This window comes from Rhodococcus sp. AQ5-07 (assembly GCF_009707305.1).
GTDB classification, from domain to species: Bacteria; Actinomycetota; Actinomycetes; order Mycobacteriales; family Mycobacteriaceae; genus Rhodococcus_F; species Rhodococcus_F erythropolis.
The window spans coordinates 75,489-95,289 of record NZ_CP046101.1 but is presented as its reverse complement, the minus strand read 5'-3'; the positions used below and the strand labels follow the sequence as shown (position 1 = coordinate 95,289).

The 19,801-nt window shown below is 62.2% G+C and carries 23 protein-coding genes and 1 pseudogene; 12 read left to right on the top strand and 12 right to left on the bottom strand.

Going from position 1 to position 19,801, the window contains the following annotated elements:
- The first annotated feature begins 336 nt into the window (after nt 1-336).
- Complete coding sequence (locus GJB56_RS30745) at nt 337-1,140, top strand: GAF and ANTAR domain-containing protein (protein ID WP_113684444.1); 804 nt, start codon at nt 337-339, stop codon at nt 1,138-1,140.
- A gap of 186 nt (nt 1,141-1,326) precedes the next feature.
- Nucleotides 1,327-1,986 carry an ANTAR domain-containing protein gene (locus tag GJB56_RS30740; protein ID WP_113684445.1) on the top strand — a complete coding sequence of 220 codons (660 nt, stop codon included), beginning with the start codon at nt 1,327-1,329 and terminating at the stop codon, nt 1,984-1,986.
- A gap of 747 nt (nt 1,987-2,733) precedes the next feature.
- On the opposite strand, the gene GJB56_RS30735 is transcribed toward GJB56_RS30740, so the two are convergent.
- From GJB56_RS30735 to GJB56_RS30725, 3 genes are all read right to left on the bottom strand, one after another.
- On the bottom strand, nt 2,734-3,726 hold the full coding sequence (locus tag GJB56_RS30735; RefSeq protein ID WP_113684447.1) for a carbamate kinase: 993 nt from the start codon (nt 3,724-3,726) through the stop codon (nt 2,734-2,736).
- Between the two features lie 527 nt (nt 3,727-4,253).
- Nucleotides 4,254-4,637 carry a VOC family protein gene (locus GJB56_RS30730; RefSeq protein WP_326839316.1) on the bottom strand — a complete coding sequence of 128 codons (384 nt, stop codon included), beginning with the start codon at nt 4,635-4,637 and terminating at the stop codon, nt 4,254-4,256.
- Between the two features lie 175 nt (nt 4,638-4,812).
- Nucleotides 4,813-5,076 carry a hypothetical protein gene (locus tag GJB56_RS30725; RefSeq protein ID WP_154606746.1) on the bottom strand — a complete coding sequence of 88 codons (264 nt, stop codon included), beginning with the start codon at nt 5,074-5,076 and terminating at the stop codon, nt 4,813-4,815.
- A 331-nt stretch (nt 5,077-5,407) separates the two neighbouring features.
- On the opposite strand from GJB56_RS30725, the gene GJB56_RS30720 reads away from it, so the two are divergent.
- The 6 genes from GJB56_RS30720 to GJB56_RS30705 all read left to right on the top strand — a co-directional run bounded on the left by GJB56_RS30720 (nt 5,408) and on the right by GJB56_RS30705 (nt 8,886).
- On the top strand, nt 5,408-5,953 hold the full coding sequence (locus GJB56_RS30720; protein ID WP_195849651.1) for a DUF5994 family protein: 546 nt from the start codon (nt 5,408-5,410) through the stop codon (nt 5,951-5,953).
- A 604-nt stretch (nt 5,954-6,557) separates the two neighbouring features.
- Nucleotides 6,558-7,049, top strand: a complete 492-nt coding sequence (locus tag GJB56_RS31855) for a hypothetical protein (protein ID WP_230091260.1) — start codon at nt 6,558-6,560, stop codon at nt 7,047-7,049.
- A gap of 31 nt (nt 7,050-7,080) precedes the next feature.
- Complete coding sequence (locus GJB56_RS31850; RefSeq protein WP_230091259.1) at nt 7,081-7,413, top strand: lipase family protein; 333 nt, start codon at nt 7,081-7,083, stop codon at nt 7,411-7,413.
- A 124-nt stretch (nt 7,414-7,537) separates the two neighbouring features.
- Entirely contained in the window at nt 7,538-7,786 is a 249-nt protein-coding gene (locus tag GJB56_RS31845; RefSeq protein ID WP_230091258.1) for a hypothetical protein, read from the top strand.
- A gap of 120 nt (nt 7,787-7,906) precedes the next feature.
- Nucleotides 7,907-8,503 (top strand): hypothetical protein, encoded by a 597-nt coding sequence (locus GJB56_RS30710; protein WP_154606745.1) that lies wholly within the window; start codon nt 7,907-7,909, stop codon nt 8,501-8,503.
- Nucleotides 8,500-8,886, top strand: a complete 387-nt coding sequence (locus GJB56_RS30705; protein WP_195849650.1) for a hypothetical protein — start codon at nt 8,500-8,502, stop codon at nt 8,884-8,886. Before GJB56_RS30710 ends, GJB56_RS30705 begins: the two co-directional genes overlap by 4 nt.
- A 123-nt stretch (nt 8,887-9,009) precedes the next feature.
- Here the strand turns inward: GJB56_RS30705 and GJB56_RS30700 are convergent, their stop codons facing one another.
- The 9 genes and pseudogenes from GJB56_RS30700 to GJB56_RS30670 form a co-directional block, all read right to left on the bottom strand.
- On the bottom strand, nt 9,010-9,186 hold the full coding sequence (locus GJB56_RS30700) for a hypothetical protein (protein WP_154606744.1): 177 nt from the start codon (nt 9,184-9,186) through the stop codon (nt 9,010-9,012).
- Nucleotides 9,183-9,338, bottom strand: coding sequence for a hypothetical protein (locus GJB56_RS31840; RefSeq protein ID WP_230091257.1), 156 nt, complete (start codon nt 9,336-9,338; stop codon nt 9,183-9,185). The genes GJB56_RS30700 and GJB56_RS31840 overlap by 4 nt, the downstream gene beginning before the upstream one ends.
- A gap of 37 nt (nt 9,339-9,375) precedes the next feature.
- Nucleotides 9,376-9,630, bottom strand: a complete 255-nt coding sequence (locus GJB56_RS31835; protein ID WP_230091256.1) for a transposase — start codon at nt 9,628-9,630, stop codon at nt 9,376-9,378.
- Nucleotides 9,567-10,043 (bottom strand): transposase, encoded by a 477-nt coding sequence (locus tag GJB56_RS31830; RefSeq protein WP_230091255.1) that lies wholly within the window; start codon nt 10,041-10,043, stop codon nt 9,567-9,569. Before GJB56_RS31830 ends, GJB56_RS31835 begins: the two co-directional genes overlap by 64 nt.
- Nucleotides 10,044-10,535: 492 nt before the next feature.
- On the bottom strand, nt 10,536-10,853 hold the full coding sequence (locus GJB56_RS30690) for an MGMT family protein (protein WP_113684452.1): 318 nt from the start codon (nt 10,851-10,853) through the stop codon (nt 10,536-10,538).
- Nucleotides 10,846-14,414: pseudogene (metH, locus tag GJB56_RS30685) on the bottom strand (methionine synthase). The gene GJB56_RS30690 and the pseudogene metH overlap by 8 nt, the downstream one beginning before the upstream one ends.
- Nucleotides 14,415-14,637: 223 nt before the next feature.
- Entirely contained in the window at nt 14,638-14,970 is a 333-nt protein-coding gene (locus GJB56_RS30680; RefSeq protein ID WP_113684017.1) for a cupin domain-containing protein, read from the bottom strand.
- 115 nt (nt 14,971-15,085) lie between these two features.
- Entirely contained in the window at nt 15,086-15,742 is a 657-nt protein-coding gene (locus tag GJB56_RS30675; protein ID WP_230091254.1) for a hypothetical protein, read from the bottom strand.
- 200 nt (nt 15,743-15,942) lie between these two features.
- Nucleotides 15,943-16,638, bottom strand: coding sequence for a helix-turn-helix transcriptional regulator (locus tag GJB56_RS30670; RefSeq protein ID WP_113683995.1), 696 nt, complete (start codon nt 16,636-16,638; stop codon nt 15,943-15,945).
- A 60-nt stretch (nt 16,639-16,698) separates the two neighbouring features.
- Between GJB56_RS30670 and fdxA the strand changes: the two genes are divergently transcribed.
- Genes fdxA through GJB56_RS30650 form a run of 4 tightly spaced genes read left to right on the top strand, consistent with a single transcriptional unit; the run spans nt 16,699 to nt 19,711 of the window.
- Nucleotides 16,699-17,073 carry a ferredoxin gene (gene fdxA / locus GJB56_RS30665; protein WP_113683994.1) on the top strand — a complete coding sequence of 125 codons (375 nt, stop codon included), beginning with the start codon at nt 16,699-16,701 and terminating at the stop codon, nt 17,071-17,073.
- A 9-nt stretch (nt 17,074-17,082) separates the two neighbouring features.
- Nucleotides 17,083-18,828: an aa3-type cytochrome oxidase subunit I gene (gene ctaD, locus GJB56_RS30660; RefSeq protein WP_113683993.1), complete on the top strand. Its 1,746-nt coding sequence runs from the start codon at nt 17,083-17,085 to the stop codon at nt 18,826-18,828.
- Nucleotides 18,825-19,271 (top strand): hypothetical protein, encoded by a 447-nt coding sequence (locus GJB56_RS30655; protein WP_113683992.1) that lies wholly within the window; start codon nt 18,825-18,827, stop codon nt 19,269-19,271. The genes ctaD and GJB56_RS30655 overlap by 4 nt, the downstream gene beginning before the upstream one ends.
- A gap of 29 nt (nt 19,272-19,300) precedes the next feature.
- The gene (locus tag GJB56_RS30650; protein ID WP_113683991.1) at nt 19,301-19,711 is read left to right on the top strand and encodes a DUF952 domain-containing protein; all 411 of its coding nucleotides are present in this window, start codon (nt 19,301-19,303) and stop codon (nt 19,709-19,711) included.
- Nucleotides 19,712-19,801 lie beyond the last annotated feature (90 nt).

Genomic DNA, 19,801 nt, shown 5'->3' with positions numbered 1-19,801 from the left:
GATGGAGCCGATCGAATAGGGGAAACTTGTGAAACAGTCATGGCGATCCTGATGTTCAGACGATCACCGGCGTGTACGGGTCGTGGAGCTGCATGCCCCTGAAAGTTCTGCAGCGGACAGCAGAACTCATCCCGAACCAGCTGAGATTCTCAGCACCGTCCACGCTACCCCGTTTGCGAGGGGATCGCCCGTTTCGCCAGCCCAGAAACTGCCCCTGGCGATACTCTTGGTGTGACCATCCCACCTCGTGGCTGATCGGCCGCATGGGTATGTCGTCGGGAGCTGTTTCTTACCAGGCGCACCCGAGCGTGACCAACTGAGCGCGGGAGCATACCGATGACCGAGTTCACCGAAGGCATCCACAGCAATACAACCAACTCACTGAGCGCGGAGCAGGCCGGCGCAGATACCGCCGACTTGCACACTGCCATAGGAGAATTAGCAGGCCTGGTCTCCGGCAGTGGCGGGCTTCCCGAGTTGTTGGCCGAGGTGGCGGCCTTCGCAGTTCATGCGATTCCCGGCGCCGAGGGCGCTGGAGTGACCCTGTTGCAGGTCGATCGGACCGAGAACATCGTCGAAGCGCTGGCGGCAAGTGCTCCGTTCGTCGCCGAGATCGACGAGATCCAGTACGTCACCCTTCGCGAAGGGCCGTGCATCACCGCGGCGCGCGAACGCCGCACGGTGCGGTCGGGATCACTGGGCGGCGAACAACTGTGGCCGAGGTTCGGCCCCCGTGTCGGCCGAATGGGCGTGCACAGTGCGCTGTCGCTGCCTCTGCTTCTGCCCGACCAGGTGGTCGGAGCGATCAACGTCTACGCGCACGCCAAGGACGTGTTCGACGAGCACGCCGCCGAACTCGGAGAACTGTTCGCCAAACCCGCGGCAGCCGCGGTACACAACGCTCAGATCCTCGCCCAGGCGATGACGCTGGCCACGCAACTGCAGACCGCGCTCTCGACTCGACCGGTGATCGATCAAGCAATCGGGATCCTTCGCGGGCGCAGCGGACGCAGCGCCGAAGACGCGTTCACCCAACTTCGATCGATCAGCCAAACCGAACACCGCAAATTGGCGGATGTAGCGCAACGCATCGTCGACGAAGCCGTGCGCCGCGCCCGCGCCCGCCACCACCCGAACTGAAGTGCGAATCTCCCCGCCGGGGTCGCCACACGGCGCGGGTCGGGCGTACGGTCGGACACGGAGGCACCGTCCCGGGACGGATCCTGACCCGTATCCCGGCCCCCTTCACCGGGTACAGCGACTCGCTCTGCCCGGCTCTGGCAGGCTCGATCGGCGCTCGGGAACGCCCAACGGAGCACGCGGCTCATGAACATCACCGCAGCGATGTCGGCCACGCTTGCCGTCCTGACCGAAGCGCTCGATGACCCCGGCGTCGACATCACACACAGTCTGCAGCGTCTGGCCCTCGCGGCCGCCGAGGCTTTTCCGACCTACATAGGTCTCAGTGTGGTTGTACCGCAAAGTAATCCACCGATCATCATCACCACTATGACTGCAGGAACGGCCGTCGGCGACGTTCGCACCTCACTGCACATCAGCGTGCCCGACCACCCCGCCGACCCGCGAACGACACTGGCGACAGCGATCATTCTGTACGCACGATCGCCGGGCACGTTCGTCGATCTCGCTGCCGACCTCACCTGGCTCACAGGACGACCTGCGGCCGACTTCGTCCTCGACCAGGATCTCACCGTCCCGGCCGCAGCGGACATCAGCGCCGACCTGCACGCAGCATCCGACATCGATCAAGCCATCGGCGTCTTGATAGGCCGAGGTGAGACCCCACAGCACGCTCATCACCTCCTCGATCGCCACGCTGCAGACAACCGCACCGACCGCCGCACCGCCGCGCAACTGATCCTCGATACGATCACCGCCACCGGCGATGACCCGCACCACCGAATCCGCCGCGTGCACGGGCCCACAGAGCCGACGCCCCCCACGCACGATCACCGGAATCCATGACCCCGGGACTAGCGTCGAGGATGCCAGGGACACTCCGCCAGTCCGGAACGAGTGCAACTGCCCGCGGTCGCACTCTCCGAGCCATCGCTCACGGCCGCGCTCTTCGGCGACAACCGTGCAACCGGGAATCACCATGCACATTCCGCACCCAGCCGCGGCGCTTACACACCACTGTTCGATGTGCTCGCACCATCCACCAGCGCAGCTGCCCGGATCCGACGAATGACGTAGTCGTACAGTGCAATTCCGAACACCTACCGAACGCTACACGTCGACAGGACGCTGCATCTGGTACTGCCACCGCTGCGCTGGATACCCGTTCGAGGCCGACACACGGCCCAGGGATATCGCGAACATACCGTCAGCAGCGGACTCGACCATGTCGAGACGGTCGAGCCACTGATACCGAGCCCCTCGGAACAGTGACCGAAAAACACGACGGCACGTTCACGGTGACCTCGAGACCAGAAACTGAAGTACTCGAAGCCCGCAAGGCAAAGACATCGACGAACAGCTGACCGTCGACCTGCGCAGAATGCTCAGACAAACCGGATTCGCACCGGACAAATCCAATACCGATCTCGGGCACAGGTCAGGGCGACCCTACCCACGGGAAATGGGAAAACCCCGATTAGCGAGTCCGTGGGCGACGAAGCGAGCGGGAAATCATCAACGCCTCAGAATGGGGCTCCGCGCACCGTTGCCGACAGGACGAAATCGCTGCAACGACGGACTCGGCCGGGTCAGTCATACGTCCGTCCTCTCGCTCACAGACAATCCGGGTGGGGCTGTTACCGCGTCCGACGCGTCAGCAGAGTCTGGCGACGACGGGCCGTGGCCGGTGATCGTGGTACCTGCACGCCCGTCCAAGACGTCGGCAGCTTCGGCGAGAGCGCCGATCGCGGACCGATGTCCGGTGACGGCGGTGAACCACGCAGCCGCATCGACCTTCGGGCCCATCGATCCCGCCGGAAAATCCAGTTCGGCCAATTCGTCGACACCGATGCTGTCGATGGCATGCGCGGCGGGAGTACCGAAGTCGCGCATCACGGCAGTGACATCGGTCAAGAGAAGCAATCTGTCCGCAGCCAGATCCAACGCGAGGCGGGTGCAGGTGTAGTCCTTGTCGACGACCGCCTCGACCCCTCGCAGCCGACCAGAGACCTCACGGACGACCGGCGCCCCTCCCCCACCGCCGCAGACAACCACTGCACCCATACCGAGGAGATGCTCGATGCTCTCTTGTTCGACGATCCCCAACGGCCGCGGAGAAGCCACGACCCGGCGCCACGCCAAGCCGTCCCCACGAATCTGCCAGCCATGGCGCACCGCCAGATCCTCGGCCTCACTGCGAGTGTAGGTCCGCCCGATGAATTTCGTGGGCGAGGCGAAACCCGGGTCGGCTTCGTCGACGAGAGTCTGCGTGATCACCGCGACCGCCGGACCCAAGAGTCCGGCGTTGCGCAGTTCCTGGGTGAGCCAGTACCCGACCATTCCCTGTGTCTGGGCGCCGAGCGCATCCAGCGGATACGACTCGGTCAAAGACGGATCGGCGTCACTCTCCATCGCCAACAGCCCGATTTGGGGGCCGTTGCCGTGGCACACGATCAGTTGATTCTCTCGCGCGAGCGGCGCCAGCACGGCCGCAGCTTCACGGATGTGGCGGCGCTCTACCTCAGCATCGGGACGGTCCTTACGTTCGAGCAAGGCATTGCCGCCGAGTGCGACCACGATCCGCATATCAGCATCCCCGAACGATGGTCGCGACCGCAAAACCCTTACACTGCAACGACATTTGAATCTTCAGGACGTGCTGGCTTTGCTCTCTCGAATCCACGAGGGTCGCGGTGTGTACGACAGTCATGATTGACACCCATCCGCGCCGCGGCAAAGCGACTGGTCACTGATCTCCACCGGCGAGGCCGACATGGACGCCAGCGTCCGACATACCCGTGGTGTCAGCAAAACTTTACTCCCCACACGCACACGCCCGCTACGGCGAACATCGAACCACACACTCTCACCGGAAGACACGAGGGCACCGAAACAGATGACGCCCCGGTGACACCACCCGCCCCCACGCCCTGAACATCGTACGAATACACAAGAAGAACCAAACCATGCACAACTACGATGAATAGTACTGCTGTACAACATATCATCGGCGCAACACAAGTAATAGATCAACCAAATCGCAGGTGACTTCTTTCGACACCGAGGCTTCGGGAACCGGCAGCATTTCGGGTGCGAGTCCTGCATAGGGGCCGCTATCCACGGAAGCGGGCGGCGATCACCTCGCGCGGGAACTGCGTAGGGCTCGGATACGCGATCACGACCCTGATCCCGTCCGGGTCGCATCCGTCGAGAAGACTCAACCCGTCCGCCGTCTGCACCGATGCCGACGGGTCATGCTCCCGGAACCGCTGCGCTACCTGTGCGAATTCGTCTTCACTGTCCGTGGACCACATGATGTACAGGACCCCGGTGGCACCCGCATCGCCGGAGTGGAATGCCGACTTCGCGTGCATGTAGATCTGGAATCCGTCAGGGGTCAACAGCAACGCCGAGTCCTCAGCGCGCAGCTCCACAGTGCAGGAGAACACGTCACGATAGAACTGCACAGAACGGTCGAGATCAGATACGTGCATCATCGATGACGATACCTTCACCATCGACTCCTTCCCGCTCGAACAACACTCCGCACACATCACGCGAGGAAAACTTCACGGCTACCGACCCGTCCCACACTCGTCTCCGACGGCCTCCTACGTTGTAGATTCCGGACGTAACAGCGCGCAACTCAATATTTTCCGATCGAGTCGCGAATCACCACAAATCGGTGAAGTCACGATCTCTGCTGCGGCAATAACGGGTAATCCGCTCCAGTGCCAGGCGCTCGCTCATCTCCGGCATCGACGCGAACGGCACCCCGGACAAGTCGGCGATACAACCGTCGAGAACGATCTCGATACCGCGCTCGGAGAACCTCCCGGTGAACTCCGCCGTCAAACGAGCCAGCGTCTCTGCGTACGGATCTGGCCGCATGCCATGGGCGTTCGCGCGATAACTCGGGGTGTGAGTGGTGGTCACAGGTTTTCCTCGTCGCCGATATCTTGTCGTTGATCGCGGATATGTCGTCGTTGGACGCGCCTCCGCAGCGTTGCGCAAGGGCGAACCTACTCACCGAGCCTACGCGGCTCGACACCGGGAAAGTAGGGACCGAAAGACCTTCCTTACCAATGTATCCCGCTCCACCAGCGGTGAGGGAACCCGCCGCGAGAGTGATCACAGCACTGAGGCGGCTTCAGGGGCGTATCGTCGATGGTATCGGCGATTGTCCGCCTGAGATCGTCTATTTCACGGCGTCACCGATCCGAAGTGATGTCGGCCCGAATTCACGGCCGAGACAAGGAGCGTCGCCATGACGCACGAGTCCACCGTCATCCCCTCCAACGACACCGATCGCGGCATCAACGAGCCGCATATGCCGCGGCTCAGGCTCAAGCCCGAACCCCAGAACTCCACCTCGGTGCCGATCGGTAGCGTCGACGGCGCGTGGTGGCCGTACTCCACGGACCTCGAAGCCGAACTTCCCGAACTACTCGCGGCAGTCATCACACGGCTGGGGCCGATCGATCGTGTCGCCTACGAACTGAACGGATGGGATTCACGCACCACCCGACTTCCTTTCGCAGGTCGTTCGGTCCGGTTGGACGGCTACAGATTTCAACCACACGGCACCGTGTACGTCACCGGCGTCGACGGACGAAGACTGGTGATACTCGTCGTCCCGCCGCACTGCGATCCCGACGCCGCACATCGAGCCCTCTCTGTCGCCGCCCAAGCCGGCAACCAATCACTCGTGACCGAGCTGCTCTCGAACGCCGCACCCCAAACCACCGCGGATCGTCAGCTGCAACAACCTCACCTCACGACTCTCGAGACATCGAACTACCCGACAGCATGAAACGCACCATGGCCTGTGGATTCCCGTCTCCACGAGCTGCATCCTCGTCGACTTGGTAGGTGAGGGCTCTGAATTTAGTCGCCAACATCGCCGCTCCTTGGGTCCTCGCCTTCCGGCGCAGTGCATTTGTCAGCGTCAGAGAACCACACCTGCCCGGAATCGACCTGTGGGGTCACAAGTCATCTTCCAGCCACTTCACGTGTTCGTGAGGCCCGTCCACTCGACCCGGCCCCCGGATGAGGGCTGGAGTCCGCCGCCTGACGAGGGTCAGGCCGGAATGGTTCTTTTGCCTAATGGTTGGTGGGGGTTTCGGTACAACGCTGGGTGAGGCCACTCATCGTGGAGAAGCCGGAGGAGCGCGACGCACCGCCGGACACCTCTGCCGGGTTCGACCATCCGGATCACTGATCCTAGAAGTCTAGAAATAGCCTTTCACCTGGTAAGACGACACGTCCCCTCGCCCCTCTCAGGGCCTTCGGGCTGGGCACCCGCTCGTCCTCCGGATCAGGGGACACCCCGCCCACGTTCAACGCCCGATTTCGGACACGATGCGCAGGTCATCGAGCCGCTCGGTGACTCACCCGGCCGTGGCGCTCGTTCGTTCGTGAGCGATGCACTGCGCTTGGACTTCGACGAAAGCGCAGGAATGCGCCCCATCGCCCCGCGATCACACGCCGGAAACTATCGCTGCTCTTCTGGCCGCTTGTGCGGCCAGCCGCCGCTGCGGTCGTTGCCGTCGCCCCGGCAGCGAGTGCGTCGGGCGATCATCTACCCGGCCGCGTTGACCGACACCTTCTACACCTCGCCCGCCGATCTGGCCGACCACCGACCTGGCGGTGTGCTCGCTGCGCGGCCTGTGTCGGCGCCAGCAGGCTTTCTCAACACCGACGGAAGTGCAGCTGAAGTTCCGGTCGACGAATTCGACAGGTCACCCCATTGCTGCGGTGACCACAATTCTTTCACCTCGCGGCGCCGCGCCGGGTCGGGGTGTTGTTGTCGTATCACCCACATCATCAATGCGCTGGGGCTCGGCTGTGCACCGTCGACCGCGATGTACACCGACGACCTTCAAGCTCGCGATCCGCGAAGCCCCTAGCCTGAACGTCGCCATCGCGAAGGGATGGTCGGTGGCCATCCCCGACCATCTCGGCCCGCCGCGCGCCTACGGGGCTGCCAAGCTCGGCGGACAGATCACCCTCGACGGCATCCGCGCCGCCAGGCGATTCGACGCGCTCGGACTCGGCGCGAGCCCCGTCGGGATGGCCGGCTACTCCGGCGGCGCAATGGCGACGGCAATGGCCGCGGCGATCGCCCCGACCTACGCCCTGAGAACTCCAGCTCGCGGGCAGCGCCTACGGCGGCGCTCCGATGAACAGCGACAAGATGGCCAAGGCCCTGGGCCAGCAAAAACACCCGGCATTCGGGCTGGCTATGGCCGCCGCACTCGGCCTCGAACGTGAATACCTGCGACCGTATGCCGATCACGAGCCAGCTCAACGCTGCCGGACAGCAGCTGCGTGACCAGATCGCGAACACCGCCGCCAACGAGACCATGTTCCTGCGGCGCCGGCCGATCCCTCGCCGATGTCGCGGACCGGCGATGTCGGCATGGCGCTACTCGACAGCGCGGACATTGCGGCCGTGTTCGCCGACAACAGCGTCGAAGAGGTTTCTTCGGTGCCCAATGCCCCTGTGTACGAGCGGCATTCGAAGAACCGACGTCCTGATCCCGGTCGAGGCGATCGACTCGACAATGGCGCGGTACTGCAAAGCCGGGGTGCCGGTCACCTCCGACGAAAGTCTCCGCACCCGACCACCTCTCGGCGGCGGTGATCGGCCTACCCGGCGCACTCGAGTTCCTCGACGACCGCTTCGCCGGGATCGCTCCGACCACGAGCTGCTGACACCCCACACGCCATCTCCGATCCCCCACCACAGAGAGCAGAGCGCATCATGAGTATCGCAACACGATCCTCCCCCTCGACGATCACGGCATGTGCCCTCACTGCCGGGCACCGCGCGGAAGTTCGTCTCAACCGGCAGACCTGTGGTGGACCGTCCGTGCGGTATCCGACGACCACCAATTCGTCATCCTCACCAGGGAAGAACCCCGAAGGCAAGGGCGCCGTCTACACAGTCATCGACAACAACCGCGGTGTTCGAGGACCGGCCAACATCGCCGGCGATCGGCTACGAAACCGACGATCAGATAGCTCGATCACTGAACGACCTCGTCGATGGAAGATCGGAAGTCAACCGCCGGCCATCGCGATGGGAACTGACGCGCATCGCCGCGGTACTGCTCCCCGCGAGTCCGTCGAGCGCCGACGACGAGCAGATATGACGACGATGTCGCCATATCTGAGCTGCAACGGGTGTGGAACCACCACCGAGGAGAACGAAAACGGTTGCACTGACATCGAATCCGTTCTCGAACGGGGGTGGACGCATGCCAGGGACGAAAACTATTGCCCGATCTGCGCCGACGTACGAGCCCACACCTGGGGCACTCACCGACAAAACAACGAACTGAAAGGCAAGAAACGATGACCCACGACCCCTCGAACCTCGAACCAGAGCCGACCAACGCGGCGAGCCCACGCAAGCCCTGGACGATCCTCGAAGCTGCCCTGGCCGATATACCCGAACCGCAACACCACGAACTGACACGCATCGAACACGCAGCTCTCGCTTCGAGAGTGTCCATACTTGCGCTGCAACCAGACCCGAATCACCCGCAACGATTTGCCTACCCCATCGAGATCCGTGACACCCTCCAGCACGCCGCGCTGGTCCACGCCACTCTTGCCGCCGCATCGACACACTGCTTCCCGGACGACCCGAACTATGAAACGAATCAGACCCGAGCAATGAATCGCCAGGCCAGCCCGCAACCACGGAACGACGAAAAAGTTAACTTGTCGACAAGCTGACAAATGTGAAACCACGAAATACCCCGACCCAATTAGAGCCGGGGTATTTCGCATTCAAGGCCGTATGCACGGGCATTCACCGAAGTCAACGCTATGAAAAGCGAACGCGCATGCCCCAGGGCGTCATCTTCTCTGCTTGAGGTCTGGATGCGAGGTCGACGGGCCGGTGCTGCTGATGGCGTCGGAGGTGACCCAGAGCCACAGATCCAGTCCGGTTTTTCCGTCGCCGGTCAGCGCGCGAATTTTTACGCAGCCGAGCCACTGACCGCCACTGAGAGAGCATTCGGAAACTGGGTTCATATCCGTGCAAGGCTCCGGGTCATGAGGCCGATCATGGCGATGCGAATGACGGCCTCGTGGTGGTCGGGTCGACTCTCGTAAGCGCGTACGCAACGGCGGTACTTGTTGATCCAGGCAAACGTGCGCTCGACTACCCAAACCCGGGGTCGCACGTGAAATCCGCTCGCGCCGGGGATCCGTCTGATGATCTCAACCTGCAGGGCGAGCACGTTTTTCGCCCAACCGAGCAGTCGACCCCGGGTAGCCGCCGTCGCCCCAGATAAGCCCGATAGTGGAGAAGCCGCCCCGCAGTCCGGCCAGTAGCCGGTGTGCGGCGTCTCGATCCTGGATCGAGGCGGCGGTCACCACGACCGTGAGCAGTAGCCCGTTGACATCCACCGCTATGTGCCGCTTGACCCCATTCGTTCGCTTACCGCCGTCCCATCCGCGACGGGAGCCGGGCACAGTGTCGGCTGCGGGCACGGTCTGCGAGTCGACGATCGCCGCGGTCGGGCACCGGTCTCGTCCGGCCCGCACGCGGAGCCGGTCGCGCACGCGTCGTGGATACGCTGCCACGCGCCGGCGCGGACCCAACGGACGAAGATCCCGTACACCGTCGACGCCGGCGGGAACTCCACCGGCAACTGCCGCCACGCGATCCCACCCCGAACCACATAGAGAATTGCATCCAACGCCGCTCGGCGGCAGTACTTTTCTGGCCTGCCGCCCCATCCGGTGGAGTTGCCTGGCCGAGGTAGCAATGGTCGCAGTACCGCCCACTGCGCGTCGGTCAGCGACGAGGACGGATACACCGCGTTCCGATGTCCAGGCGCCCCGAGTGGGCATGCCGGGCACGACGCGACAGGTGGTGATGACATGGTGGGCTCCTGGGTACGGTCAGTGACTGTTCATCCCTGACCCAACCAGAAGCCCACCTCTGCCCCACAAGCGCGCTGAACGAGCACCGCCGCGAGTTTCCGAATGCTCTCTGAGAGATCTTTTTGTCTCCACGTGGAGGTTCAGCGCGAAGCGCGAACACAACGTGTTCGACGTTGTCAGTTGACCGTCCACATCATCGAACCGATACCGGCGGCCCGCCGCCCGGTCACTGCGCTCTCCCCGTTCACACGCCGCGTCGGCGCTACACGCTCTCGCTCCTTACACACTGCCCCTGGATGTGCCGCCAACTGCCACTCCGTCTGAGAGCATGCCGAGGCCGCGCAACGGATGGCCGTGTCTCATCCGACATACCAGACTTAAAAAATGGCCCGGGGAGAAAATACGAGGGTAAAGATGACTTATTCGCATGGAGGACATGGCATTTCGTCGAAGGCGATTGCGGGATGGTTCTCGCCATCGTTTGAGGTGGATCACCCATTCCACAGCGCGTGTACGAGGTCGACTCGTCCGTCGCGCATGGGTGTTCCTTCGCCGCGCAGTAGGACGCGAGAGTTGTTGCCGTGACAGGTAGCGGGAGTACCGTTGGCGTAGACCACTCGGTGCCAATGTGTTTCGTCTGCCCAGTGGGTCATGACCCTGCCGACTTGGCGAGGATGCGCGTCGACGGTGTCAGCGATCAGTCCGTATGTCATCACCCGGCCCGAAGGGATACGGTCGATGATGTCGAGGACGCGGCGAGCGAACGGCGAGGGGCCGTCTTCCGATATTCCGTTCGACAACTCAGACATTGAAATACTTTGCTTCCGGGTGGTGCAGGACAAAAGCGTCCGTGGACTGCTCGGGATGCAGCTGCAGTTCCTCGGACAGTTCGACGCCGATTCGCTCGGGTTCGAGCAACGCAACCAACTTGGCACGATCCTCGAGATCCGGGCACGCGCCGTATCCGAACGAGTAACGAGCGCCGCGGTACTCGAGATCGAAGTAACCGGCGACCTCGGTGGGATCCTGCTCCGCGACGGTGTGACCCTCGGGAAGCACAAGCTCTTCACGAACGCGCCGATGCCAGTACTCGGCCAGAGATTCCGTGAGCTGGACGCCGATTCCGTGAACTTCGAGGTAGTCACGGTACGAGTTCGACGCGAACAATTCATTGGCGAAGTCCGCGATCGGCTGACCCATCGTCACCAACTGGAACGGAAGAACGTCGACCTGACCGGTTGCCTCGGCGTCCTTGCGCGAGCGGACGAAGTCCGCGATGCACAGGAAGCGGTCGCGGTGCTGACGCGGGTAGGTGAACCTGAACCGTTCGGGTGCATCCGGTTTCGGTTCGGTGAGCACGATGACGTCGTCGCCCTCCGAGATCGCCGGGAAGTACCCGTACACAACGGCGGCGTGCGCGAGGATGCCCTCGGACGTCAGCCGATCGAGCCAGTATCGAAGCCGCGGACGGCCTTCCGACTCGACCAGTTCCTCGTACGTCGGACCGTCGCCCTTGCGCTGACCGCGAAGGCCCCACTGGCCGAGGAAGAGAGCGCGCTCGTCGAGCAGCCCCGAGTACTCGGACAGCGAGATTCCCTTGACGATGCGCGAGCCCCAGAAGGGAGGTGTCGGCACCGCGATGTCGGTTGCGACATCGGAACGCTCCGGCAGGACGACGGAACCGCTGCAGCTTTACGCTTTTCGGCGATGCGCTTGGAACGCTCGTGACGAGCCTTACGCTCGGCAGCCTTCTCGCGAGCTGCGATGGCCTCCGGGCTGTCCGGCGCCGGGCCGCCACCACGCTTGGTCGTCATGATCTGGTCCATCAAGTTCAGACCCTCGAAGGCGTCGCGGGCATAGCTGACGTCGCCCTCGTACACCTCCTGCAGGTCGTTCTCGACGTAGGAGCGCGTGAGCGCCGCACCACCGAGCAGAACCGGGAACTTCTCGGCGACTCCGCGTGCGTTGAGTTCCTGGAGGTTTTCCTTCATCACGACAGTGGACTTCACGAGCAGTCCGGACATGCCGATCACGTCGGCTTTCTTGTCCAATGCGACGTCGAGGATGGTCGCGATCGGCTGCTTGATGCCGATGTTGACGACCTCGTAGCCGTTGTTGCTCAAGATGATGTCGACCAGGTTCTTGCCGATGTCGTGAACGTCGCCCTTGACGGTCGCGATCACGATGCGACCCTTGCCGTCCTCGTCGCTGGCTTCCATGTGCGGTTCGAGGAATGCCACGGCAGCCTTCATGACCTCGGCCGACTGCAACACGAACGGCAACTGCATCTGTCCGGAGCCGAACAGCTCGCCGACGGTCTTCATGCCCGAGAGCAAGGTCTCGTTGATGATGGCCAGCGGAGGCTTGATCGTCATCGCCTCGGTGAGGTCGTCGTCGAGGCCGTTGCGCTCGCCGTCGACGATGCGGCGTTCGAGGCGTTCGAACAACGGAAGTCCGGCGAGTTCCTGTGCACGGGACTCACGTGCCGACGCAGCCGATACGCCCTCGAAGAGAGCCATCAGCTTCTGCAGCGGGTCGTAGCCCTCGCTGCGACGGTCGTAGACGAGGTCGAGTGCGGTTTCGCGCTGCTCGTCAGGAATTCGGGCCATCGGCAGAATCTTGGACGCGTGAACAATCGCCGTGTCGAGTCCGGCCTCGGTGCACTCGTGCAGGAACACCGAGTTGAGGACCTGGCGAGCGGCCGGGTTCAAACCGAACGAGATGTTTGAGATACCCAGCGTGAAGTGCAGTTCCGGGTACGCAGCCTTGAGCTGACGGATGGCTTCGATGGTCTCGATGCCGTCGCGTCGCACCTCTTCCTGACCGGTGGAGATGGGGAAGGTCAAGGCGTCGACGATGATGTCGGACTCGGCGAGTCCCCAGTTTCCCTTGATGTCCTCGATCAGACGCTTGGCGATGGCGACCTTCGTCTCGGCGGTGCGAGCCTGGCCCTCTTCGTCGATGGTCAGGGCGACGACCGCCGCGCCGTGCTCCTTGACCAGAGTCATGATCTTGTGGAAACGCGATTCGGGGCCGGCGCCGTCTTCGTAGTTGACGGAGTTGACGGCGCAGCGGCCACCGAGGTGCTCGAGGCCGGCCTGCAGCACGGCAGGCTCGGTGGAGTCGAGCATGATCGGCAGCGTCGAGGACGTCGCCAGGCGGCTGGCAAGTTCCGACATGTCGGCGGCACCGTCGCGGCCCACGTAGTCGACGTTGAGGTCGAGCATGTGTGCGCCGTCGCGGGTCTGGTCCTTGGCGATGTCCAGGCACTTCTGGTAGTCCGCGGAGAGCATCGCCTCGCGGAAAGCCTTGGAGCCGTTGGAGTTCGTGCGTTCGCCGATCATCAGGATGCTGGCGTCCTGCTCGAACGGCACCGCCGAGTACAGCGAAGAGGTGCTCGGCTCGTGGATCGGCGTGCGCTGGGCCTTCTCGACCTGACGGACCGCGTCGGCGACCGCGCTGATGTGCTCGGGCGTCGTACCGCAGCAGCCACCGACGAGGCCGAGTCCGAACTCGGAAACGAAACCACTGAGGGCTTCGGCCAATTCGTCGGCAGTCAGCGGATACTCGGCACCCTTGGGGCCGAGCTGCGGCAGACCGGCATTGGGCATGACCGACACCGGCAGCGTCGAGTACTTGGACAGATGACGGAGATGTTCACTCATCTCGGCCGGCCCGGTGGCACAGTTCAGGCCGATCATGTCGATACCGAGTGGCTCGAGTGCCGTCAGCGCCGCACCGATCTCACTGCCCAGGAGCATCGTTCCAGTTGTCTCTACCGTCACGTGCGTGATGATCGGCAACCGCAGTCCGAGTTGCTCCATCGCGCGCTGACTGCCGAGAATGGCCGCCTTCACCTGAAGCAGGTCCTGGCAGGTTTCGACGAGGATGGCGTCGGCGCCACCGTCGATCATGCCGAGCGCAGCTTCGGTGTACGCGTCACGAAGGACTGCGTACGGTGCGTGCCCGAGGCTGGGGAGCTTGGTTCCCGGTCCCATCGAGCCGAGTACGAATCGGGCCATGCCGTCGCGGCCTGGTCCCATCTCGTCCGCTACTTCACGGGCGAGAGCAGTGCCTTTTTCCGCGAGTTCGCGGATCCGGTGAGAGATGTCGTAGTCGGCGAGGTTGGGCAGGTTGCAACCGAAGGTGTTGGTCTCGACGGCATCGGCACCAGCGGCGAAGTACGCACGGTGGATGTCTTTGAGCACGTCGGGACGGGTGTCGTTGAGGATCTCATTGCACCCCTCGAGGCCGAGGAAGTCGTCCAGGGTGAGGTCCGCGGCCTGCAACATGGTGCCCATCGCTCCGTCGCCGATGACAACGCGCTGTTTCAGCGCATCAAGCAGGGCAGAGTTAAATGGGGCAGACATGCCGCCGGCAGTGGACTCCGAGGAATCAGTGGCGATCGGATCTTTGGTCTCGAAACGGTTCAATGCATTTACCTCACAGGACGATTGCCATCGACACGTAGAAGGAACGCGAACCGTGCCCGTGGACGACACAGGCACAGCTCTGCGACTCGATCGTGGTCGATGACGAAGCAGAGTAAGAAATGACGGTCACATCAGTGGCCGCAGAAGGCCGTCGATATTTTTAGATTGTTTTAGCGACCGTCAGCAGTACGGACGAGGACTCCAGTGCTTCGAGAGAATGCCGAGAATTTGGGACGATCAACAGATCGCCGGATGATCCCTCCCACGCATTTTCGTCCGCGCACAGGCGTACCCGGCCGGTGAGGACATAGACGGTCGCTTCCCCGGGATTCTCGTGCTCGTCGAGTTTTTGCCCCTCCGCCAGCGCGATGACGGTTTGACGCAGGACGTGTTCATGGCCGCCGTACACGGTACGAGCGCTCCGGCCGCTCTTCGAGTTTCCCGCCTTGTCGGCGAGTTGGCGAGCGAGCGCTGTCAAGGACATCTTTTCCACGATGTTCGCTTTCTTTGGTTTATGCGGTGCTGGCCAGGGATTTCCATCGTTCTCGACTGGTCCGGCCATGAGGAGGTTCCTCATTGGTTCATGGGTATTTGGCGGGGGCGTTGAATTAGGGCTGCGGCGGTGGGGGGTGATCTCGTGGGGTGAGGAACTTGGCGGGGTCACTGCCGGCGCGGGCGCCGCTCTCTAACCATCGGGCGAATCCCCTTGGATCGCGACGTTCGATTTCGTCGAGATAAGCCTCGCGGGTACGCGCGAGGTGCAGTGCGTCCGTGGCCGAGGGCGATGTCGAGGGATCGCTCTGCAGCGCGGGGAAGCTCATGCGCCAACATCGGCACAGGGCTTCGTCCGAGAGTTGGCTGCAGTCCGGCAATGGGAGAAGCGGCACATCGACGCCGCCGGTGCGTATCAGGGGATCTTTCGAGCACGGGAGCGAGGGTGTGAACTCGACTCTGTCGCGAAGATAGCGGCATACCGGAGCGGAGGTGATGGCCATCAGCAGTATCAGCGGTAGGGCAGGAGCGCCGGCGAGCGTGATCAATCCGATGACGGTGACCATTCCTGCCGCCCATGTAGCGCCGTCTCGTAGCGCAATCGTCAGGAGAGTTCGCGGTGGTGGGGTAGTACGACGTGTGATCGGTCGCAGCCACGGTGAACCCCCTCCGATCAGCATTGCGGCAATCACCGCTGATACCAGAACGTCGGTTTGGACGGTGACGGCTGCGGCGATCCCCCTGAAACGGCCAGGATGACCGCGGTAATCCACCAGATCATGCGATAGATGTTCATGGGATGTAATCCGTTGTGGTGAGGAAGTTTCCGGCTGTTCATTTCTCGATGCGGTCCGCCGAAACGGGGAACATCTTCGATCGCGTGAGCACGTCAGTGGTCCAGCAATGCATGAGGGAGGGGAATGTGACTGTGCGAGGTCGATATTGATAGACACCGGCTGTATGTACCTGGGCATCATTGCCGCTCCAGTTGCGCGAGGCACGTATGCGCGGTGTCCCAGGGGGTGAGCGTGCTCTTGATCTGACGTGCGCCGAGTCGTGTCAGAACGCCGCGTATCAGACCGAGATGCAAGGAACAGACAACGGAGGGGTTCTGTCGGGCGACGCTTTCGAACGGACAGGCGTGCAATCGGATACGCGTTCGGGAAGTCGAGGATTCGAGTTCCGGATCGAACCCCATCTCCGCGAACAAGGTGGTGACGACGAGCACCGTCTCGTCTGCGGATCGGCCGGTTCCGGAGGTTTCGCCGAGATCGTCCAGCGCCCACTGTCGACCTGCTGCCTCGGCGAGCTTTTGCGGATCACCGTCGGCGTGGCGCGCGAAGTGCGCCGCTAAAACGTGGGCTAACTTTTCGTATCCGGAGGTGATCCCGACTCCTGATCCGAGTGGATTCTGTGCCCGGTAGAGCTGGCGCGGACGTCCTCGGGTGACGTTGCGCTCGGTCTCCTTCGCGATCAGGCCTACTTCGATCAACGCGTTGAGGTGGAACCGAACTGTGGTCACATGCAGGCCGCACAGATCCGCCAGTTCGGTGGCGGTCATCGATTCCGCGCCGGCTCGCAAAGCGTCCAGCAGTTGGACTCGCCGCCGGGACGCAAGTACTGCATGGGTGCCGGCGCGCGCAGAACCGGTTCCCTTTCGTATCGCCATACTGTAAGACTTTAGAGGAAAGAATTCCTTAAAAATAGGCAGTACCCCGGGAGGTCGCTCATGACATACGTGATCGCAGCACCGTGTATCGACGTGTTGGACCGGGGGTGCGTCGAGGAATGTCCCGTGGACTGCATCTACGAAGGAGCGCGGTCGCTCTACATCCACCCTGACGAATGCATCGACTGCGGCGCGTGCGAGCCGGTCTGCCCGGTCGAGGCCATCTCGTACGAATCCGACGTCCCCGCCCGCTGGGAAGATTTCATCGATGACAACGCCCGCTTCTTCCATCGGCCACTGCCCGGTGCGTCCGAGATGGTGGGATCGCCGGGAGGATCCATGAATCTCGGTCGCGTGGGCGTTGATACGGAATTGGTGGTCGGGTATCCGTACTCGAATCGTCCGGATATCGGACCGCCATCTCCCGCGCAGTGAGGGACGGCAATGACTCCCGTTGTGACAGGGCTCCTTCCTTCGCGGCCTTACCCGAAACGCCGGGGGCTCAAGGGCACGTTCCTCTATGCCGCTGCCACTACGACTGATCCCAAACAGCTGGGCGTGATGTATCTGGTCACCTCGTTCGTCTTTTTCATGTTGGGCGGATTGATGGCCCTGCTGATCCGGACCGAACTTGCCGTCCCCGGTCTTCAGTTTCTCTCGAACGAGCAGTACAACCAGCTCTTCACCATGCACGGCACGATCATGTTGCTGCTCTATGCCACTCCGATCGTCTTCGGCTTCGCGAACTACATACTTCCCCTGCAGATCGGCGCACCGGATGTGGCGTTCCCGCGATTGAACGCGCTCAGTTACTGGCTGTACCTGTTCGGTGCGCTCGTCACCGTATCCGGATTCCTCACCCCCGGAGGTGCCGCTGACTTCGGATGGACGGGGTATTCCCCGCTGACCAGCGCCCTGCATTCACCAGGTGTCGGTGGGGATCTGTGGATCATGGGACTCGCACTGGCCGGCGTCGGGACCATCTTGGGTGGGGTCAACATGATCACCACCGTGATCTGTCTGCGTGCACCCGGGATGACGATGTTCCGGATGCCTATCTTCACGTGGAATGTCTTCATCACCATGATCCTGGTGTTGTTGGCTTTTCCTATTCTCACGGCAGCGCTGATGGGACTGCTCGTGGACCGACACTTGGGCGGGCATCTCTTCGATCCCGCCGTCGGTGGTGCGATCCTGTGGCAACATCTGTTCTGGTTCTTCGGACATCCCGAGGTGTACATCGTGGCGATACCGTTCTTCGGTATCGTGTCGGAGATCTTTCCGGTCTTCTCCCGCAAGCCGATCTTCGGCTATCTCGGACTCGTCTACGCGACGATCGCCATATCGGCACTGTCGGCGGCAGTGTGGGCTCATCATATGTTTGCCACGGGAGCCGTTCTGCTGCCGTTCTTTTCGATGATGAGTTTTCTCATCGCCGTACCGACCGGGGTCAAATTCTTCAACTGGATCGGAACGATGTGGAAGGGGCAATTGACCTTCGAATCGCCGATGCTGTTCTCGATCGGATTTCTGGTGACTTTCCTTTTCGGAGGTCTGTCCGGGGTGATATTGGCGAGCCCGCCGCTCGATTTCCACGTCACCGATTCGTATTTCCTCGTCGCGCACTTCCACTACGTCCTCTTCGGGACGATCGTCTTCGCCACGTACGCCGGGATCTATTTCTGGTTCCCGAAAATCACCGGACGATTCATGAACGAACGACTCGGTAGGTGGCATTTCTGGACGACCTTCGTCGGTTTCCACACAACCTTTCTGGTGCAACATTGGCTCGGCGCCGAAGGTATGCCGCGCCGATACGCCGATTACCTGCCCTCGGACGGATTCACCACGCTGAACTCGATCTCCACGATCGGTTCGTTCGTTCTCGGCGCGTCACTGTTGCCGTTCGTGTGGAACGTGTTCACGTCCTACCGCTACGGCCAGGTGGTCACGGTCGACGATCCGTGGGGGTACGGCAATTCGCTCGAATGGGCTACAAGTTGTCCGCCGCCGCGGCACAACTTCACCGAACTGCCGCGGATCCGCTCCGAGCGTCCCGCGTTCGAACTGCATTACCCGCACATGACCGAACGAATGAGGACGGAAGAACATGCAGGTAGAAGGAAGGCTGTCACCTCCGCAGTGAACGAACCGAACTCGATCCCGTCCGGTGAGCCTGATGACCTATGACAGAAGCGGCACGCTACGCACAATTGATTTTGCCGGTCTTCTGGCTCGGGATGGTCGCTGCGATTTCCTTCCTGGAAGCACCGATCAAGTTTCGTGCTCCAGGAGTGAGCCTGGCCATCGGGCTCGGGATCGGCCGGAAGGTCTTCACCGCACTGAACGCCGTGGAGTTGGTTCTGGCACTGACATTGGCGGCATCCTGCATGGCCGCGAAACCTGACGCACCTGCGTTGACGTTCTTCGTGCTGGTCGCGCTGGTGCTCGTTGTTCAGGTTGTGGTGATCCGGCCGCGGCTCGGTAGACGGTCCGACCGGATCCTTGCCGGAGAAGACCTACCACGTTCGACGATGCATCTGGTGTACATCGCATTCGAGTTGGTGAAGGTCGTGTTGTTGATCAGTGTGATCATTTCTCTGTTCGGGGTGTTGTCCGCCTGTCTTCACTGACACCCGACCACGTCGATGAAAGGTTTCCGATGAGCGAATGTATTTTTCACATAGCCCTTGCTGATGACTGGGAGGGTGCTCAACGATTCGGAGAATATGAAGGATCAACCCGCGCAACGACTCTCGATCAAGTCGGCTTCATCCATGCTGCCACTACTGCGGATCTCGACTATGTTCTCTCGACAGTGTACGAAGACCTCCGACTTCCACTGGTAGTGGTGGTTGTCGATCAGGATGCCCTCCTTGCTGCGGGGGTCTCGATCAGGTGGGACGAGCGCAACCCATCGCCTCCTGGTACAGGCACGCGGGTTCCCCGGATCGTGGGAGCAATACCGCTGGATCCGGACATAGTCCTCGATGTTCTCCCGATCGAGGAAGTCGACGAGAAATGGGTCGTTCCCGACGTGTCCGCATATACGCTCCGAGATGCGACGCGGTAGTCGACAAAAACCAGGTAAGCCGACTTTGCGGCTAATAGTGGTGCGTAGGGTCAGGTCATCGAACAATTTTTTGCACACCGGTATCTCGCC

What these genes read in the sequence shown, in the direction of transcription:
- GJB56_RS30745 (WP_113684444.1), top strand. Translation starts at nt 337, where the DNA reads ATGACCGAGTTCACCGAAGGCATCCACAGCAATACAACCAACTCACTG.
- GJB56_RS30740 (WP_113684445.1), top strand. Translation starts at nt 1,327, where the DNA reads ATGAACATCACCGCAGCGATGTCGGCCACGCTTGCCGTCCTGACCGAA.
- GJB56_RS30735 (WP_113684447.1), bottom strand. Translation starts at nt 3,726, where the DNA reads ATGCGGATCGTGGTCGCACTCGGCGGCAATGCCTTGCTCGAACGTAAG.
- GJB56_RS30730 (WP_326839316.1), bottom strand. Translation starts at nt 4,637, where the DNA reads ATGATGCACGTATCTGATCTCGACCGTTCTGTGCAGTTCTATCGTGAC.
- GJB56_RS30720 (WP_195849651.1), top strand. Translation starts at nt 5,408, where the DNA reads ATGACGCACGAGTCCACCGTCATCCCCTCCAACGACACCGATCGCGGC.
- GJB56_RS31845 (WP_230091258.1), top strand. Translation starts at nt 7,538, where the DNA reads ATGTCGCGGACCGGCGATGTCGGCATGGCGCTACTCGACAGCGCGGAC.
- GJB56_RS30710 (WP_154606745.1), top strand. Translation starts at nt 7,907, where the DNA reads ATGAGTATCGCAACACGATCCTCCCCCTCGACGATCACGGCATGTGCC.
- GJB56_RS30705 (WP_195849650.1), top strand. Translation starts at nt 8,500, where the DNA reads ATGACCCACGACCCCTCGAACCTCGAACCAGAGCCGACCAACGCGGCG.
- GJB56_RS30700 (WP_154606744.1), bottom strand. Translation starts at nt 9,186, where the DNA reads ATGAACCCAGTTTCCGAATGCTCTCTCAGTGGCGGTCAGTGGCTCGGC.
- GJB56_RS31830 (WP_230091255.1), bottom strand. Translation starts at nt 10,043, where the DNA reads ATGTCATCACCACCTGTCGCGTCGTGCCCGGCATGCCCACTCGGGGCG.
- GJB56_RS30690 (WP_113684452.1), bottom strand. Translation starts at nt 10,853, where the DNA reads ATGTCTGAGTTGTCGAACGGAATATCGGAAGACGGCCCCTCGCCGTTC.
- GJB56_RS30670 (WP_113683995.1), bottom strand. Translation starts at nt 16,638, where the DNA reads ATGGCGATACGAAAGGGAACCGGTTCTGCGCGCGCCGGCACCCATGCA.
- fdxA (WP_113683994.1), top strand. Translation starts at nt 16,699, where the DNA reads ATGACATACGTGATCGCAGCACCGTGTATCGACGTGTTGGACCGGGGG.
- ctaD (WP_113683993.1), top strand. Translation starts at nt 17,083, where the DNA reads ATGACTCCCGTTGTGACAGGGCTCCTTCCTTCGCGGCCTTACCCGAAA.
- GJB56_RS30655 (WP_113683992.1), top strand. Translation starts at nt 18,825, where the DNA reads ATGACAGAAGCGGCACGCTACGCACAATTGATTTTGCCGGTCTTCTGG.
- GJB56_RS30650 (WP_113683991.1), top strand. Translation starts at nt 19,301, where the DNA reads ATGAGCGAATGTATTTTTCACATAGCCCTTGCTGATGACTGGGAGGGT.